13 protein-coding genes, 1 pseudogene and 2 riboswitches are annotated in these 16,930 nt (G+C 39.9%); of the genes and pseudogenes, 3 read left to right on the forward strand and 11 right to left on the reverse strand.

Going from position 1 to position 16,930, the window contains the following annotated elements; genetic code table 11:
* Positions 1-175: 175 nt before the first annotated feature.
* Positions 176-1,684, forward strand: a pseudogene (locus tag CC204_RS08245) (ABC transporter ATP-binding protein); the annotation flags it as partial.
* Positions 1,674-3,437, forward strand: coding sequence for an ABC transporter ATP-binding protein (locus CC204_RS08250; RefSeq protein ID WP_088269750.1), 1,764 nt, complete (start codon positions 1,674-1,676; stop codon positions 3,435-3,437). The pseudogene CC204_RS08245 and the gene CC204_RS08250, both read left to right, overlap by 11 nt.
* 51 nt (positions 3,438-3,488) lie before the next feature.
* Here the strand turns inward: CC204_RS08250 and CC204_RS08255 are convergent, their stop codons facing one another.
* Both CC204_RS08255 and mgsA read right to left on the reverse strand, forming a co-directional pair.
* On the reverse strand, positions 3,489-4,034 hold the full coding sequence (locus CC204_RS08255; protein ID WP_188634507.1) for a folate family ECF transporter S component: 546 nt from the start codon (positions 4,032-4,034) through the stop codon (positions 3,489-3,491).
* 27 nt (positions 4,035-4,061) lie between these two features.
* Positions 4,062-4,189, reverse strand: a riboswitch (THF riboswitch).
* A gap of 63 nt (positions 4,190-4,252) precedes the next feature.
* A complete protein-coding gene (gene mgsA / locus CC204_RS08260) occupies positions 4,253-4,675 on the reverse strand; it encodes a methylglyoxal synthase (RefSeq protein WP_088269752.1) in 423 nt (140 codons plus the stop codon).
* Positions 4,676-4,861: 186 nt separating this feature from the next.
* Between mgsA and CC204_RS08265 the strand changes: the two genes are divergently transcribed.
* Positions 4,862-5,971, forward strand: coding sequence for an ABC transporter ATP-binding protein (locus tag CC204_RS08265; protein WP_088269753.1), 1,110 nt, complete (start codon positions 4,862-4,864; stop codon positions 5,969-5,971).
* A gap of 65 nt (positions 5,972-6,036) precedes the next feature.
* On the opposite strand, the gene CC204_RS08270 is transcribed toward CC204_RS08265, so the two are convergent.
* The 9 genes from CC204_RS08270 to CC204_RS08310 all read right to left on the reverse strand — a co-directional run bounded on the left by CC204_RS08270 (position 6,037) and on the right by CC204_RS08310 (position 16,922).
* Complete coding sequence (locus CC204_RS08270; RefSeq protein WP_088269754.1) at positions 6,037-6,672, reverse strand: hypothetical protein; 636 nt, start codon at positions 6,670-6,672, stop codon at positions 6,037-6,039.
* A 166-nt stretch (positions 6,673-6,838) separates the two neighbouring features.
* Positions 6,839-8,503 (reverse strand): formate--tetrahydrofolate ligase, encoded by a 1,665-nt coding sequence (locus CC204_RS08275; protein ID WP_088269755.1) that lies wholly within the window; start codon positions 8,501-8,503, stop codon positions 6,839-6,841.
* Positions 8,504-8,534: 31 nt separating this feature from the next.
* On the reverse strand, positions 8,535-9,719 hold the full coding sequence (locus CC204_RS08280) for a M20 metallopeptidase family protein (RefSeq protein WP_088269756.1): 1,185 nt from the start codon (positions 9,717-9,719) through the stop codon (positions 8,535-8,537).
* 149 nt (positions 9,720-9,868) lie between these two features.
* Positions 9,869-11,251 (reverse strand): dihydrolipoyl dehydrogenase, encoded by a 1,383-nt coding sequence (gene lpdA / locus CC204_RS08285; RefSeq protein ID WP_088269757.1) that lies wholly within the window; start codon positions 11,249-11,251, stop codon positions 9,869-9,871.
* A 17-nt stretch (positions 11,252-11,268) separates the two neighbouring features.
* Positions 11,269-12,708, reverse strand: coding sequence for an aminomethyl-transferring glycine dehydrogenase subunit GcvPB (gcvPB, locus tag CC204_RS08290; RefSeq protein ID WP_088269758.1), 1,440 nt, complete (start codon positions 12,706-12,708; stop codon positions 11,269-11,271).
* Positions 12,705-14,021: an aminomethyl-transferring glycine dehydrogenase subunit GcvPA gene (gene gcvPA, locus CC204_RS08295; RefSeq protein ID WP_088269759.1), complete on the reverse strand. Its 1,317-nt coding sequence runs from the start codon at positions 14,019-14,021 to the stop codon at positions 12,705-12,707. Before gcvPA ends, gcvPB begins: the two co-directional genes overlap by 4 nt.
* Before the next feature lie 3 nt (positions 14,022-14,024).
* Positions 14,025-14,408, reverse strand: coding sequence for a glycine cleavage system protein GcvH (gene gcvH / locus CC204_RS08300; protein WP_087640969.1), 384 nt, complete (start codon positions 14,406-14,408; stop codon positions 14,025-14,027).
* Between the two features lie 23 nt (positions 14,409-14,431).
* A complete protein-coding gene (gene gcvT, locus CC204_RS08305; protein WP_088269760.1) occupies positions 14,432-15,517 on the reverse strand; it encodes a glycine cleavage system aminomethyltransferase GcvT in 1,086 nt (361 codons plus the stop codon).
* A gap of 196 nt (positions 15,518-15,713) precedes the next feature.
* Positions 15,714-15,816, reverse strand: a riboswitch (glycine riboswitch).
* 113 nt (positions 15,817-15,929) lie between these two features.
* Positions 15,930-16,922, reverse strand: coding sequence for a linear amide C-N hydrolase (locus CC204_RS08310; protein WP_088269761.1), 993 nt, complete (start codon positions 16,920-16,922; stop codon positions 15,930-15,932).
* Positions 16,923-16,930: the final 8 nt, after the last annotated feature.

Raw genomic sequence — 16,930 nt, forward strand, 5'->3', positions numbered from 1 at the left:
TTTTTTCAAAAAAAGACGATTGAAGGGGTTATTTAAGTGCGTCTTCTTTTGATCAGTAGAGAAATGTGCCGTCTAATTTAGAGGCATTGGTTCACACGTCTCTTTTATTTATTATTTTTAATGAGCATTAAGCAATTCTTTCGCCTTTTTTTGTTCGGAGTATTGACATAGGAGCCATTATTCTTCGATCGCCTCACAGGGGTTTGGAACAGAGCTGCGAAATCAGCTGATGAAAAAAATCAACACGCTCTCTCATGCTGAACTCAATAGCTTTGGCACAGATACGTTGATTACACGTATGACTAACGATATCAACCAACTACAACTAGCGTTAGCAATGCTGATTCGTTTAGTGATTCGGGCTCCTTTTTTGAGTATTGGATCTGTGATCATGGCTTTTTATATCAATGTGCAAATGGGCTTGATCTTTTTATTAATGCTTCCACTTTTTTGTATTATTCTTTATTTTATTATCAAGACGACTGTTCCATTATATAAGAAAGTTCAAGGAAAATTGGATTTATTAAATCGCCAAATCAGCCAAAACCTAAGCGGTGTTCGTGTGATTCGAGCTTTTTCTAGAAAACAGACAGAAGAAAAGCATGTCAATAAAGTAACAGATGATCTTGCTTCCATCTACGTACGTGTTTCAAATATTTCTGCATTATTGACTCCTGCGACCACTCTTGTTATGAATCTTGGCATATTAGCACTACTTTATCTTGGCGGAATCAAGGTCGAAATTGGCGGGCTGCAGCAAGGAGAAGTTTTAGCTTTGATTAATTATATGAATCAAATGCTGTTAGCACTGATCGTTGTCTCAAATTTAGTTATTATCTTTACCCGCGCTTCGGCTTCGGCTTCAAGGGTCAATGAAGTATTAGCGATCACACCTAGTATTCAAGCTAAAACACAAAATGAAATGGACAGCACCTCTTCACAGGGAATCGTCTTCGATCATGTCTCATTCCGCTATCAGCCCGATGCCGGCTTAGCTTTACAGAATATTAATCTGACGATCCCGAAAAATTCGATTTTGGGCATCACTGGACCAACCGGTGGCGGAAAAAGTACACTTACTCAACTGATTCCACGGTTCTATGATACAAGTGAGGGAAATATCTTTATTGATGATCTAAATGTGCGCGATTGGTCTATAGAGAAACTACGCAAAAAAATTGCTCTTACCCCTCAAACAGCAGTCTTATTTACTGGAACGATCCGAGAAAATCTGCAATGGGGCAAGGAAAAAGCAACTGATGAAGAATGTTGGCAAGCTCTTGCTACGGCTCAATGTAAGGATTTTGTTGAAAATCTAAGCGAAGGTTTAGACACGCTAGTCTATGAAGGCGGAAAAAATTTTTCTGGTGGACAAAAACAGCGGTTGACGATTGCTCGGGCTTTGATCCGTAAACCAGATATCTTGATTCTAGATGACTCACTGAGCGCCTTAGATTATCAAACAGACCTGGATTTAAGAACTGCGTTAAAAAGAGACCTGCAAGAAACAACTCTGATCTTGATTTCTCAAAGAATCAGCTCTATTCAAGAAGCAGATCAAATCCTTGTATTGACTAGCGGGAAGCAAGTTGGTTTGGGAACACACGAAGAGCTTCTGAACTCTTCTAAAGAATATCAAGAAATCGTTGCTTCACAAGAGGAGGAAAACGTCCATGATGACTAAAAAAAATTCAGCTCGTTCTTTTAATCGTTTTCTCCCGTATTTACTAAACTATCCAAAAGAAATAACTGCAGCTGCTATTTTAGGTATTTTAAGCGGACTAACGACTGTTTTGATGACATATTATATGGGGAAATCGATCGATACCATGATCGGTGCAGGAAACGTGGATTTTCGCAAGTTGATCTATTTACTAAGTTTGCTTGGTGGTATCTTGATCGTGACAGTCATCAGTCAATGGCTGATTCAGCGTTTAGGAAATCGTGTCTCTTATCTTTCTGTAGCTGAACTTAGAAAAGATGCTTTTGCCCATCTTAATCGTCTGCCGCTGAACTACTATGATCAAAATTCTCATGGCAATATTGTCAGTCGCTTTACAAATGATATGGATAATATTTCTGTTGCTTGCTCAGCTGTTTTTAATCAACTATTCTCAGGAATTTCCGTTGTGATTATTGCCTTCTTTTTCATGTTGAAGCTTAGTCTGCTGCTCACAATCGTTGTCCTTGTGTCAACGCCGATCATTTTTCTTGTTAATTGGCTGGTCGCAACTTCTTCACAAAAAAACTTTGCTGAGCAACAAAAAATAGTCGGAGAAATATCCGGATTTGTTTCTGAGATGGTTGGAAATCAAAAAATCGTTAAAGCCTTTCAGCAAGAAAATGTTTCGCAACAACGCTTTGAACAACTCAATCAACATTTATATGTTCGAGGACAAAAAGCTCAGTTTTCTTCCTCACTAACAAACCCACTTTCGCGTTTTGTTGATCATTTAACATACTTATCGATCGGTCTTGTTGGCGGATTATTACTTTTGAATGGCAACCATGCTGTAACAGTCGGCGTAATTTCAAGTTTTACGATTTATTCTAGTCAATTTTCAAAACCTTTTATCGAACTATCTGGGATTACCACTCAAATTCAAACGGCTCTAGCTGGGTTGGATCGAACGTTTGATATTATCAGTCAGCCTGAAGAAAAACCAGATGGTGATCATGCAATTGTTTTGACTGATGCAGCTGGAAAAGTCGTTTTTGATCATGTAGATTTCGCCTATATTCCTTCTAAGCCTCTGATCCAAGATTTTAATCTGGTTGCTACGCCAGGCGAAACGATTGCTATTGTAGGTAAAACCGGGGCAGGAAAGTCAACTTTAGTAAATCTGCTGATGCGTTTTTATGACGTAAACAGCGGATCGATTTCAATCGATGGGTATCCAATCACGCAAATAACCAGAGATAGTTTACGGAAAAGTTTCGGTATGGTCTTGCAGGATACATGGCTATTTGACAGTACGATTCGCGATAATCTTACTTATGGCAACTCAGATGCAACCGATGAAGAAATCGAAGAAGCCATGAAAAAGGCGTACATCTTTGATTTTGTCACACGTCTGCCACGAGGACTGGATACATTGATCGGAGCAAGCGGCATCAAAATTTCAGAAGGTCAAAGACAGTTGATGACAATTGCCAGAACGATGATCAGTAACCCACCTATGTTGATTCTTGATGAAGCAACTAGTTCAGTCGATACACTGACAGAAAAAAAGATTCAGGACGCATTTTTGCAAATGATGACTGGTCGTACAAGCTTTGTTATTGCGCATAGACTATCGACTATCAAAAATGCAGATAAAATTTTAGTCATGGATCAAGGAGCTATTGTTGAGATTGGCAGTCATGATGAATTGATCGATAAAAAAGATGGTTATTATCATGCATTATATGAAGCGCAATTTAAGAATCAATTATAATAAATAAAAAACCTCGATCTTTTCTGGGATGTAGAAAAGATCGAGGTTTTTTTATTTAAAATTCGCTAATGATTTATTCAAAAATTGTTTATATGGTATTTTATTGCCCAAATAGTACGTGGCAACTACTTGAATCGGGAAGAAAATAACATTCTTCAAAATTCTTGGAATCCACCAAGCAATATTAGATAGATTCACCCCATACATCAATCCCAACCATAATGGGGTCAAAAATAGATGGATGATCACTGTTACAAGCAGTGTTGCTGTAAATACACGTTTCCAAGTCAGTTCCTTTTTGTAATAGAAGAAACCATAAATTGCTCCTGAAATAAACGCATTCAGTGTAAATCCAGGAAAATAAGGTCCCTTTGGAAACAGCATCATACCAACTGTGTCAGCCACTGCACTACCGATCCCTGTCCAGAACGGTCCAAACAAAATTCCCATCAATGATTCTGGAATAAATGTCAGGCTGATTCGTAAAAATTGGGTTTCAAACGAAATAAACCGTGTGAAAACCACCATCAACGCGATCAATAAACTCATCAACGTAATGGTTCGTGCATCAATTCTTTTTTTCTTCAATACTAGCATCTCCTCTAAGAGCTGCTACACAAAATATGCAGCGAATGCGAAAACAAAACCGCGTATGATTAGAAAAGCCAGCTCGTGCTTCTTTTACCTCATACTTCGTCCGAAAGGCAACATCCCATCCTTTCAGCACTTGACGCTTTATTTCCTACTCTGTTTTTATTAGGCCGAAGCCTATTTGAAATATAGCATATTCCTTACATTACTGCAATCAATTTTGACTAAAAAGAAAGCGGTTTATTGTCTGTTTCATGAACAACCTTTCTAAAGTCAGCAAAACCGGCTTGAAGCCCCCTTAGTAAAATTTCCGCCGTACCGATATTCGTTGCCAAAGGAATCTCATACACATCACTTAGTCTGATCAACGCTGTCACATCTGGTTCGTGCGGCTGAGCAGCCAAAGGATCTCTAAGAAAAATGACCATATCTAGCTTGTCTTCTGAAATCATTGCACCAATTTGCTGATCTCCTCCTAGAGGGCCAGATTTAAAGCGATGAACAGGCAAATCTGTTGCTTCTGAAATTTTTAAGCCCGTAGTTCCTGTAGCAAATAATTCATGTTCTTTCAAGATAGGCTGATATGCCAAAGTCAATTTGACCATCAATTCTTTTTTTCGGTCATGAGCAATCAATGCTATTTTCATTTTTATCCCCCGATTCTATTCTTTCTACTATTATAGCAAAGTCTTTGAATGAAAAGTTAGAGGAATGATCACACGTTTTGTCATAATGACGAAAAAAAGCTTTTTTTCTTGTGCAACCTTCCGTTGAGGATGTATAGCGCTTTCATTTATACTACATTTATACTAAAAGAGAAAAGAGTGACGACAATGGTGGAAATGGCGTTAAAAAATGTCTATAAAAAATATGATAATGCAGAGAATTATTCTGTAACAGATTTTAACTTAGAAATCGCAGATCGTGAATTTATCGTTTTTGTTGGCCCATCTGGCTGTGGAAAATCAACAACCTTGCGTATGATCGCAGGATTGGAAGATATCACAGAAGGTGAGCTTTCGATCGGAGATAGAATCGTGAATGATGTTGCTCCAAAAGACCGTGACATCGCAATGGTTTTCCAAAACTATGCACTATACCCTCATATGACTGTTTTTGATAATATGGCTTTCGGATTGAAACTTCGTAAATATGACAAGGCTGAAATCAAAACACGGGTGGAAAATGCTGCTGAAATTTTAGGTCTGACAGAATACTTAAAGCGTAAACCTGCTGCCTTATCTGGTGGACAACGTCAACGTGTGGCCTTAGGACGTGCAATCGTACGTGATGCAAAAGTCTTTTTAATGGATGAACCATTATCTAACTTAGATGCCAAATTGCGGGTTGCCATGCGTGCTGAAATCGCCAAATTACACCGTCGTCTAGAAACAACAACCATTTACGTGACTCACGACCAAACAGAGGCAATGACGATGGCTGACCGAATCGTTATCATGAAAGACGGCTTTATTCAACAAATCGGAACACCAAAAGAAGTGTATAATACACCAAATAACATGTTTGTTGCCGGCTTCATCGGTTCACCTGCAATGAATTTCTTTAAAGTTACATTGAACAATGGCGTGATCCGAGATGGCCATGGACTTGAATTAAAGATTCCAGAAGGAAAAAACAAATTGCTCGTTGAAAAGGGCTATGAAGGAAAAGAAGTTGTTTTCGGTATTCGACCTGAAGATATCCACAGTGAACAAGTTGCTTTAGACGCAATGACCGATGCAGTCGTTCGTTCCGAAGTCGTCGTTTCTGAGCTTTTAGGTGCTGAAACAATGCTTTATACAAGACTGGGCGATACAGAATTTATTTCTAAAGTTGATGCGCGTGATTTCCACAGACCAGAAGAAATGGTTGATTTAGCATTTAATATCAGTAAAGCACATTTCTTTGATCCAGAAACGGAACAAGTAATCAAATTGCCTTGATTTTGGGATCGCTAAAGTAAAAAAGTAGTTGAGTCATAACACGACCAACTACTTTTTTTGTCTCCTCAACGGATTTGTACTTCTACTTCTTGGGGAAGAATTTGTTTCTTTTCTTTTTCCATTTTTTTAGCCTGACTAAAAATTGGAAGATCAAACTGTTTGCTTAAAGCATTCGCTACAAAATAAGCAATGTTGTAATCGATCAAGCTATGAATCAGTCCGCCCAACCCCATCAACAAAAAGATGGAATACATATACCCTTGTGTATAATAGGTTTCCGGCATATTGCCCATCGTATAAAAAACACTTACTACAGCTAATTCCGCTGCAGAATGTATTAAGCCGATCACTAAATTAAATAGTTGAAAGCGTCCGTTAAAGAAAACAACCTTATGTTTTGATAAAACGATCGTTGGATGCTTTTGTAGATATAATGCGCCTATCGTTGCAAATAACAAATGAGAAAGTGCCCGTAAAGCAATGATCGGCGTCGCAGAAAGAAAAAATCCGAAGCCTGTCCCTAAACTAACTGCTACTGCCACACCAGGTGAAAAAAACATTGCTAAGAAAAGCGGTACATGACTTGCTAAGGTAAATGAAGCAGGGCCAATCGTAATTCTTGGCATAACCATTGGAATAATGATGCCCATTGCTACTAGTAATGCTGCAATCGTTAACTGTCTGACTGAATTTTTTTTCATATCTCTAAGCTCCTTAAAGGTGTCTTGACACATAGAATGTCATTATTTTACGTGAAAAAGGCTCAGGTGTCAAGACACCTGAGCTAAATAAAAAAAGCATTCATGAGTTCATCAGATCCATCATGAATGCTTTTGTCGTTCATACACTTGATTACTTTTTCTTATTTTAGAAAAGCCCTACAATTTTCCCATTAGGATCAACATCGATTTTCTCATAGGCTGGTTTTTTCGGCAATCCCGGCATAGTCATGATAGTTCCTGTATAGGCAACGATAAAACCAGCTCCTGCGGATATTTTGATATTGCTGATAGTAACAGTAAAATCTGTCGGCCGACCTAATTTTGTTTGATCATCAGACAATGAATATTGGGTTTTTGCCATACAAATCGGTAAATGTCCAAACCCTAATTTTTCTAATTTAGCAATTTCACGTTCCGCAAGCGGTTCATATTGTACACTATTACCACCATAAACCTTCTCTACGATCGCATTGATTTTCTCTTTGATCGAATATTCGTCTGGATAGGTAAAAGAAAAATGATTTTCTTGGTCTGCTAAACGAACGACTTCACGAGCTAAGTCTTCACCACCTGCACCACCATTTTCCCAAACATCGGAAAGAACTACGTTTACTTCTCTTTTTTTACATTCTGCTTCAACTAAAGCTAATTCAGCCTCTGTATCTGTTGGAAACTTATTGATCGCAACAACTGTCGGCAAACCAAAAACAGTGGTTGTATTTTCGATATGCTTAAGCAGATTCGGTAAGCCTTTTTCTAATGCCTCGATATTTTCTGTTCCAAGTTGATCTTTCGGCACACCGCCATGCATCTTCAATGCCCGCACAGTAGCAACAACAACGACTGCTGAAGGACGAATTCCTGATTTACGGCACTTGATGTCAATAAACTTTTCCGCACCTAGATCTGCACCGAATCCTCCTTCTGTCACTACATAATCTGCTAATTTTCTAGCTGTATTTGTTGCGATCACGCTATTACAGCCATGAGCAATATTAGCAAACGGACCGCCGTGGATCAACGCTGGATTATTTTCTAACGTCTGAACCAGATTGGGTTTGATGGCATCTTTCAGTAAAGCGGTCATCGCCCCTTGCGCATTCAATTCTCTAACGGTGACAGGTTGATTATCATACGTATAACCAATGATAATATTGGCAAGATTTGTTTTTAGATCTTCAATATCATTCGATAAACATAGTACCGCCATGATTTCTGAAGCAACCGTGATTTCAAAACCATCTTCTCTAGGAACCCCATTCACGCGTGCACCCAGTCCGTCAACAATATGTCTCAATTGACGATCATTCATATCTACCGCTCTTTTCCAAGTGATTCTGCGATTATCGATGCCCAGCTCATTGCCTTGGAAAATATGATTGTCTATGATTGCCGCCAGTAAGTTATTTGCTGCCCCGATCGCATGAAAATCACCGGTGAAATGCAAGTTGATATCTTCCATTGGAATCACCTGAGCATAGCCGCCACCTGCCGCACCGCCCTTGATCCCAAAAACAGGCCCCAAGGAAGGTTCTCTCAATGCAATGATCGTCTCTTCGCCAATCCGATTCAACGCATCTCCTAGACCAACGACAGTCGTTGTTTTTCCTTCGCCTGCCGGTGTCGGTGTGATCGCTGTAACCAGGATGACTTTTCCTTCTTTGTTTTGGGAGATCTGATCAACATCGATCTTTGCTTTGTATTTTCCGTATAATTCAAACTGATTTTCATTTAATCCAATCTTTTCAGCGATTTCTGTCACGGGTCGCATCGTTGCTTCTTGTGCGATTTCGATATCTGTTTTGACCATTATAACCCTCCATTTTTTGATTTGATTTCGTCTATTTTTTCAACCAGCTCATTGCTGTATCAAAATAAACTTTTGCTCCTTCTTTTAAAATCGACTCATCAAAAACGATGGCAGGATTATGCAAATTGATATTTTCTTCTGATGCGACTAAAAGAACCGTTGCTGTTGGAATCAATTGACTGATTTCGCCAAAGTCCTCGCTTCCCATCAAAGGTGTTGAAATAGGAATATCTACGATTCGTTCTGCACCAAATGTTTTTGTAAGTGAGTCTTTAGTGAAAGCTGCAAGTTCGGGATCATTGACATTGGTTGTACATCCATTCGTAAAGACGACCTCTGCTTCTGCACGAAATGCTTTGGCAATATTTTCTGCGATCGCTACCATGCGTTCTTTGACCTGTACGCGTACATCTTCTTTCAAGGTTCTTAATGTCCCCTTCATCACAGTCGTTTCAGGAATGATATTCGAAGCGCCCGGTGTTCCTCCTGTAAATTCACCGATCGTCAATACAAATCGTTCCTCTGAGCCGATCTCTCTTGCAGAAAGCTCCTGTAAAGCAGTATAGATATGCACTGCTACATTGATTGGATCGATCGATGTTTCTGGTTGTGAACCGTGTCCGCCCCGTCCTTTGATATTGATCTCAAACCAATCAGCGCTTGCCATGAAGGTCCCCGCTGGTGTTGGCATGATTTGTCCGACTTTTAGCGTGCTGAAAGGAAAGACATGCATCATCATACCTGCATCCACTTTAGGGTTTTCTAAGACGCCATTTTCGATACAAACTTTTGATCCTGAAAGAATCTCTTCTCCCGGTTGGAACAATAGCTTGACTTGTCCATCAAGCTCATCTTCAAATTCTTTCAAAATTTTGGCTGCACCTAAAAGCATCGTTGTGTGCATATCATGACCACAGGCATGCATATAACCATTCTCAGATTTAAAAGACAAATCAGTTAATTCCTTAATTGGCAAAGCATCCATATCTCCACGCAATAAGAAAGTTTTTCCAGCCTTTTTACCTGCAACGACTGTAATTCCTGATTCCCCGCACGATTGGGGTTCATACCCATACTCTGTCAGTTTTTCTTTCACGAACGCAACGGTGTTAGGTAATTCTAGCCCGATTTCCGGGTTTTGATGCAAGTGCCTTCTGATTTCGACCAATTCTTCTTGTAATCCATCAGCAAATAATGTTTGTTTTTCTGTTAGCATTTATTTTTCTCCTTTTCTTTTGATCCGATGTGACTTTAACTGATATACGTAGATCAATCGAACGACTCATCGATCTTATCGTAAACAACCAAAAACAACAGATAAAACGTTACGCCTATCATACCAAACCGCTGTGTCATTTTTCCAGTTTATTTTTTAGGCATGGTGTGGATGCTGTGGCCTGTTAAAAGTTCATAAGCTTCACCGACACCTTCATTGTACGTTGGATGAGGATGAATGATTCCTGTCACTTGATCGATGGTCAAGCCATTTGCGATGCCTGTCGCAAATTCACTGATCATATCTGTCGCACGCTCACACATTAGATGAGCACCGATGATTTTATCACTTTGAGCTTCTGCGATGACTTTGATAAAGCCTAGAGAAGAACCTGCAATGATCGTTTTTCCGTTACCAGCCATCGGATATTTCCCGAGTTTGATCGAAATTCCCTGTTCTTTTGCCTGTGTCTCTGTTATTCCGACTGAAGCGATCTCTGGCGCCGTATAGACACATGATGGAACTAAGTCTAAATCATAAACACCTGCTGTTTGATTCATTGCCATCACAGCATTCACTCCTTGAGCAGAAGCTAGATGCGCTAATTGCATGCCGCGGCTAGCAACATCCCCGATCGCATAAATGCCTTTAACGGATGTTTCAAAGGCTTCATCGACCCAAATCGCCTGGTTATCAAGTTCAACAGCAAAGCCTTCGGCAAATAGTCCATCAAATGCAGCTTTACGACCTGTTGCGATCAGTACAGCATCCCCTTCTGCACTCATGTCTTTGCCTTTTGAAATGAATGTACAGGTCAACAGCTCATCTTTAGTGATCGATGCAACACTGGATTTAGTAAAAATTTTGATCCCTTGCTTTTTCAGGATCAATGCTAATTTCTTAGAAATCTCATTATCAAAATTTGGCAAAAGCGTATCAGCAGCCTCAATGATCGTAACATCACAGCCTAGATCATTAAAAATCGAAGCAAACTCGACACCGATCACACCTCCACCGATAATGACCAACTGCTTATATTGATTTGACTGAGCCAAAAGTTCATTACTCGTTAAAACACCAGGTAAATCACTTCCAGGTATAGGCGGAATCGCTGGTTTTGAGCCAGTTGCGATCAGGATCTTATCTGTTTCATAAATTTCTCCTGAAACTCTGACTTTACCTTTTGCAATGATTTCGCCGCTTCCCATGATCAATTCAATTTTGTTTGCCTTGATTAGTGCTTCAACTCCTTGAACCAATTGATCGACCACTTGCTCTTTTTTCTGATAGATACGATTCATATCAAGAGTGATAGCGTCGATGTGAATGCCGATTTCCTCTGACTGTTTGATCGTTCTGACCGTCTCAGCAGAATGCAGCAAAGATTTCGTCGGGATACAGCCTCGATTCAAGCATGTCCCGCCAACTCTTTGCTCTTCAACAAGTGCTACTTTCATGTCCAACTGAGCAGCCTTGATTGCTGCTACATAGCCTCCAGGTCCTGCTCCAACAACAATTAAATCATACCTCACCCTTTTCACTCCCTTCCTTATTCTTTAGAAAAATCATAACGAACGATTGGATGCCGCGCCGCTCTCACTTCATCTACACGATGAATTTGAGCATGGAGCGGATAATTATGGAAGTCCTCTGGATTTTCATGTGCCGCTTCATACAATTTGCGGTAAACAGAGATAGCGTCATCGATCCGTTCTTTTGATTCTGTTTCAGGAGGCTCTACCATCAATGCTTCTGGTACTGTCAATGGGAAATACATGGTCGGCGGATACATTTTATGATCCAAAATTCCTTTAGCAACATCTAAAGCTGTGACACCCGTTTCTTTTTTCAATCGATCTAAGCTGATCACAAATTCATGCATACACGTATCGCCATATGGTACTTCAAATATATCTTTCAATTCATGAAGCATGTAATTTGCATTTAAAACTGCTCCTTTAGATGCTGAGGAGATCCCTTCAGAGCCTAGGAATAGAATGTAAGTCAACGCACGTAAAAAGACAGAAAATTGTCCATAAAAGCCTTTGACTTGTCCAATAGAATCTGCCGGTTCAGTAAAGACGATTTGTTCTCCTTGTTGAACTGGATAAAAATTGGGTAAAAATGATTTCAAAATCTCTTTACAGCCGACAGCACCAGAGCCTGGTCCGCCACCGCCATGTGGTGTTGAAAATGTTTTATGCAAGTTCAAATGAATGATATCAAAGCCCATATCCCCTGGTCTGGCAACACCCATGATCGCATTTAAATTCGCGCCATCATAGTAATTTAAGCCGCCAGCGTCATGAACGATTTTCGTTATTTCCAAAATATTTTTATCAAAAATACCAGCAGTATTCGGATTCGTCAGCATCAATCCAGCAGTATCTTCACCGACCGCTTCTTTCAATGCCTCTATATCCACACAGCCATATTCATCTGACGGAATATTGACTGTGATCATACCAGTCATCGCCACACTAGCAGGGTTTGTACCATGAGCAGAGTCAGGAACGATGATCTTATTTCGTTGGGGCTGGCCATTTTTTTCGTGGTAAGCTTTGATCATCAACAAACTGGTAAATTCTCCGTGGGCTCCTGCAGCTGGCTGGAAAGTGATCGCATGCATCCCAGTGATTTCTTTAAGAAGCCTCTCTGTCATAGTGAATACTTCTAAAGAGCCTTGCACTGTTCGTTCCGGCTGTAGCGGGTGGATATTGGCGAAAGCTGGAAATGCCGCCATTTCGTCGTTGATTTTTGGATTGTATTTCATCGTACAGGAACCTAGCGGATAAAATCCATCGTTGATCCCAAAGGTCGCATTCGCCAGCTCAGTATAGTGACGGCTGATTTCTGGCTGCGGCAGTGAGGGCAAATGCAATTCTTTTTCTCTCTTCATCGTTTCAGGCAGTTCAACGACAGGCACATCACACTTAGAAATCATTTCGTTATAATAGCCATCTACACTTCGTTCAAAAATCAATTTCATGACTGGCATACCTCCTTCACTAGTGCTGCTACTTCATCCATCTGCTCTTTTGTATTCATTTCAGTCACACACCATAGCAATCCTTTTTCAGTTGGATAACCGCCTAAAATATCGTTTTCTTCTAATTTTGCTAGGACAAGTTCTTCTGAAACCGGTAATGTAGTGATAAACTCATGGAAAAATGGTGCGTCATTTGCTAGCTGAACACCTTTTATTTTACTGAGTTGATCTGCTAAATAATGTGCTTTACTGTAGCATTGTGCGGCAACTTCCTGAATGCCTTTTGCGCCCATCGTGCTCATATACGCTGCATTCGTCAATGCACACAAGGCTTGATTCGAACAAATATTAGAAGCTGCTTTTTCTCTGCGGATATGTTGTTCTCTCGCTTGTAAAGTCAAAACGAAAGCTCTGTCGCCAGCTTCATCTACCGTCTCACCTGCGATGCGGCCGGGAAGTTTTCTGATCATTTTTTCTTTCGTCGCAATAAAACCGATATACGGTCCGCCAAAAGCTAGCGGCAAGCCAAATGGCTGTGAGTCGCCTACAGCAATATCTGCATTGACTTCACCAGCTGATTTTAATGTCGTGCTGGCTACTGGGTTGACATTCATGATGAATTTCGCTTTTGCATCATGGACTAACGCTTCGATTTCTTCTACTGCTTCGAGCCCGCCATAATAATTCGGCTGCTGAACGATAAAACAGGCAGTTGTTTCATCTAAGGCTTCTTTTAAAGCGGCTAGATCCGTTAATCCATCTTTTTCAGGAATCATCACAAACTCGATTTCTCTAGAGCTAAAATAAGTGATAGCTGTTTGGACGGTCATCGGATTGGTCGTTTCAGAGATCAAAACTTTCAGCCTTTTTTTCTCTAAACACATATTGATTCCTTCTGCTGTCGCCGTTGCACCGTCATAAACTGAAGCATTTGTGGCATCCATGCCTGTGATCTCACAGATCATTGTTTGGTATTCAAAAATAGACTGCAGCAAGCCTTGACTGATTTCTGGCTGATAAGGAGTATAGGATGTAACAAATTCTTCTTTGGCCGCAATTTGTTTCACGATAGCAGGGATGTAATGGTTATAGGCGCCTGCTCCACGAAAGATTTTTGAAAAAACTTTATTTTTTCGACCCATATTTTCAATGATACTGCGTACTTCAAATTCAGATTTGCCCGCTGGAATATCAAGTTTTTCTACTAACATTTCTTGTGGAATCACTTGATAAAGATCGTTCATCGTATCAAGCCCGATTTTTTGCAGCATTTCTTTTTGTTGTTGCTCTGTTGATCCAAGATAATTTCCCATGAATTAAGCCTCCTCAGATTCTTCGCAGAATTTCTTATACTCCTCAGCTGTTAATAAGTCTTCGACCTCTTTGATTTCCTCCACTTCGATCAACCACGAATCTAATGGTGCCGAGTTGATCAATTCAGGACTATCTAATAGTTCTTCATTTACCGCAGAAACGGTTCCTGTCAATGGAGAATACGCTTCTGATACCGCTTTAACTGACTCGATATCCGCAAATGATTCTTCTTTAGTGACTTCGTCTCCTTCATCTGGCAAATCAATAAAGACAATATCTCCTAATTGATCTTGTGCATAATCAGATAAACCGATTTTTACTTTGTCTCCTTCAAAAAGGACCCATTCATGTGATTTTGAAAACTTCAATTCTTCTACTTTTGCCATTCTAACCGTCTCCTCTAGTCAAATTATTTTTTTACAAATGGAATCTCTACAACTTCTGCAGCAATTTTCTTACCTCTAACTTCAACTTCGATCGATGAACCAATCTCTACGAGACCTTTATCCACAAGCGCCATAGCACACGCTTTATTCACATAAGGACACATCGTTCCTGATGTTGTCGTCCCAATCTTCTGATCATTGAAGTACACTGGTGCTCCTTCACGCACGATTCCGCGTTCCGTCAATTCCAAACCGATTCGAGTGATTTTAGGCTCACCTTTTTCCTCTAAAGCTTTTTTCCCGATGAACTTTTCTTTTTTCATCTTCACTGCAAAATTTAAATCTGTTTCAAATGGAGTGATCTCGTCATTCATTTCGTGACCATAAAGAGGCATCCCTGCTTCTAAACGCAAGGTATCACGTGCACCTAGACCACAAGGAACAAGGCCGAATTTTTCGCCTGTTTCCAATAATAACTCCCATAGTTTAACTCCGTCTTCAGCTGAACAATATAATTCATAGCCGAATTCTCCTGTATATCCCGTTCTGGATAAGAGGCAAGTGATACCGCCCACATCGGCATGTTCAGTAAAGCTGTAGTATTTTTTAGGGATATCCTTTTCAGCAGTCAACTGTTCAATGATTTCTTTTGAATTAGGCCCCTGCAAAGCGATTTGAACAAATGAATCCGACTGATCTGAAAAGTCAACTTCACCAAATAAGTGCTCTCTCATCCAAGCAACATCTTTTTCTCTATTAGCTGCGTTCACTACGAGTAGATATTTGTCCTCACTGCATTTATATACCAAAAGGTCATCGATCACGCCACCATTTTCGTTACACATCAATGTGTAGCGGACCCGACCTATTTCTAAATTAGTAAAATCATTGGTTAAAACATATTGCAAATTCGCTAAGGCGTCTTTTCCTTCATACACGACTTCTCCCATATGAGAAACATCAAATAAGCCAACTTGATTGCGAACCGCCAAGTGTTCTTTGATCACACCTGTTTTTGCATATTGTACAGGTAACATGTAGCCGGCAAAAGATACCATCTTCCCTCCAGCTTTCACATGTGCATCGTATAAGGGTGTTTTTAGGTCCATTTCCAAACTCCTTCACTTTTTATTTTTTCTACTTGCTTAGAACACTGATTTTCCTCCCACCTCCACACCAAAAATGAAATTATAAAAACAGAGGAACAGGCACCTTAAAAAAGTGCCTGTTCCTCTGTACAAAACCTGAGAGATTCGTCTTCTCATCGAAGAGTTGCTCCTTCGGTGCCTATGCTTTCCAGAGTGATGTCCAATTACGGTCCGTTTACCTGAGATCTTCATAATAATGGTTGCGCCACTTATTATTTATTCCTTCGGTGCTGTTAGTCAGTCTCTCCCGTAATTTTCTTCCATCCAATCTATTTAACTGCTAGAGTTTTTAACGTTGAAATAAGTCATCGAAAGCTTCTACTTAAAATTTACCATACATCCTATTTTTATCCCAATCATTCTCCTTTTACACTTAGAACTTTTTTACCATTGCCTGATATTGCTGTCTATCGTTTAAAGTAAAATATTGCGGAATCGTTGCATCTTTTAAATGCTCCTCTAAAGACAGTGTTTGAATCATGCGGTTTTCATACAAATGAATATACATGACCTTTTTTTGTCCATCATAAGCACTTGTATATTGCGTATACTGAACATCTTTTTCAGAAGTGACTTTAACGACACCTTTGGGAATATCAAAACTGTTTAATAGATGGAAAATTTGATCAATTACCTGCTCATCACTGACTTTTTCTGTAAAATGCTTAAGATAGGCTGCTCGGATAAAACGTGACTGCGGCGTATAATCTCCTGGCAATCCACGCATACCTGAACCCTTACCATTAGAAAAAACATGTAGATTACCCATCTGAATATCGCTTGCCATCTGATCACTGAGACCAACATAATTTTGAAGATTGACTAAATGCCAGGCAAATTTAGGGCTATTTGTAAATACCCCAACAAGATTGTCATACACTTCATAGCTGCCTTCGATCGAAGGTTCAACAACAACCGAAGCTCCTGTTTCATCTTGAAAAACATAATGCTGAGGAATCCCCAACTGATTATCCACAAGAGCGATCGCTGTATCTTGATTCACCCGCTCTTTGATTTCCTGAACAGAAGCATAATTCGTCAACGCGTATGTCACAAATTCCGCTCCAGCTAGAGGGAGCTTGCCAGCCGAACGAATCTTTTCTTCGTCAATATAACGATTATAATTGCCAAAATAAAAGGAACCGCCCATCAATCCTTTTTCGTTCACCCCATCTATCAACAATGGATTTTCAGCAAGTGCTACACCCATTGCAGCATAACGAGTTACAAAACGATCAAGCGATACTTTCACCTCATACGCTTTAGGGATGATCGCTCCTTCATAATCCAGTAAAAGATTGAATTCCTGCGTACGTCCCCAAAAATGATTTCCTTCTTTTGATTCTACTGAAATTCCTGTGCACATACCTTCAC

Source organism: Enterococcus wangshanyuanii, assembly GCF_002197645.1.
GTDB classification, from domain to species: Bacteria; Bacillota; Bacilli; order Lactobacillales; family Enterococcaceae; genus Enterococcus_L; species Enterococcus_L wangshanyuanii.

Coding starts and splice junctions, on each gene's coding strand:
- gcvPA (WP_088269759.1), bottom strand. CDS start 14,021: ATGGGAAATTATCTTGGATCAACAGAGCAACAACAAAAAGAAATGCTG.
- CC204_RS08255 (WP_188634507.1), bottom strand. CDS start 4,034: ATGCTAGTATTGAAGAAAAAAAGAATTGATGCACGAACCATTACGTTG.
- CC204_RS08265 (WP_088269753.1), top strand. CDS start 4,862: ATGGTGGAAATGGCGTTAAAAAATGTCTATAAAAAATATGATAATGCA.
- gcvPB (WP_088269758.1), bottom strand. CDS start 12,708: ATGAAATTGATTTTTGAACGAAGTGTAGATGGCTATTATAACGAAATG.
- CC204_RS08250 (WP_088269750.1), top strand. CDS start 1,674: ATGATGACTAAAAAAAATTCAGCTCGTTCTTTTAATCGTTTTCTCCCG.
- CC204_RS08280 (WP_088269756.1), bottom strand. CDS start 9,719: ATGCTAACAGAAAAACAAACATTATTTGCTGATGGATTACAAGAAGAA.
- CC204_RS08275 (WP_088269755.1), bottom strand. CDS start 8,503: ATGGTCAAAACAGATATCGAAATCGCACAAGAAGCAACGATGCGACCC.
- CC204_RS08270 (WP_088269754.1), bottom strand. CDS start 6,672: ATGAAAAAAAATTCAGTCAGACAGTTAACGATTGCAGCATTACTAGTA.
- mgsA (WP_088269752.1), bottom strand. CDS start 4,675: ATGAAAATAGCATTGATTGCTCATGACCGAAAAAAAGAATTGATGGTC.
- gcvT (WP_088269760.1), bottom strand. CDS start 15,517: ATGGACCTAAAAACACCCTTATACGATGCACATGTGAAAGCTGGAGGG.
- CC204_RS08310 (WP_088269761.1), bottom strand. CDS start 16,922: ATGTGCACAGGAATTTCAGTAGAATCAAAAGAAGGAAATCATTTTTGG.
- gcvH (WP_087640969.1), bottom strand. CDS start 14,408: ATGGCAAAAGTAGAAGAATTGAAGTTTTCAAAATCACATGAATGGGTC.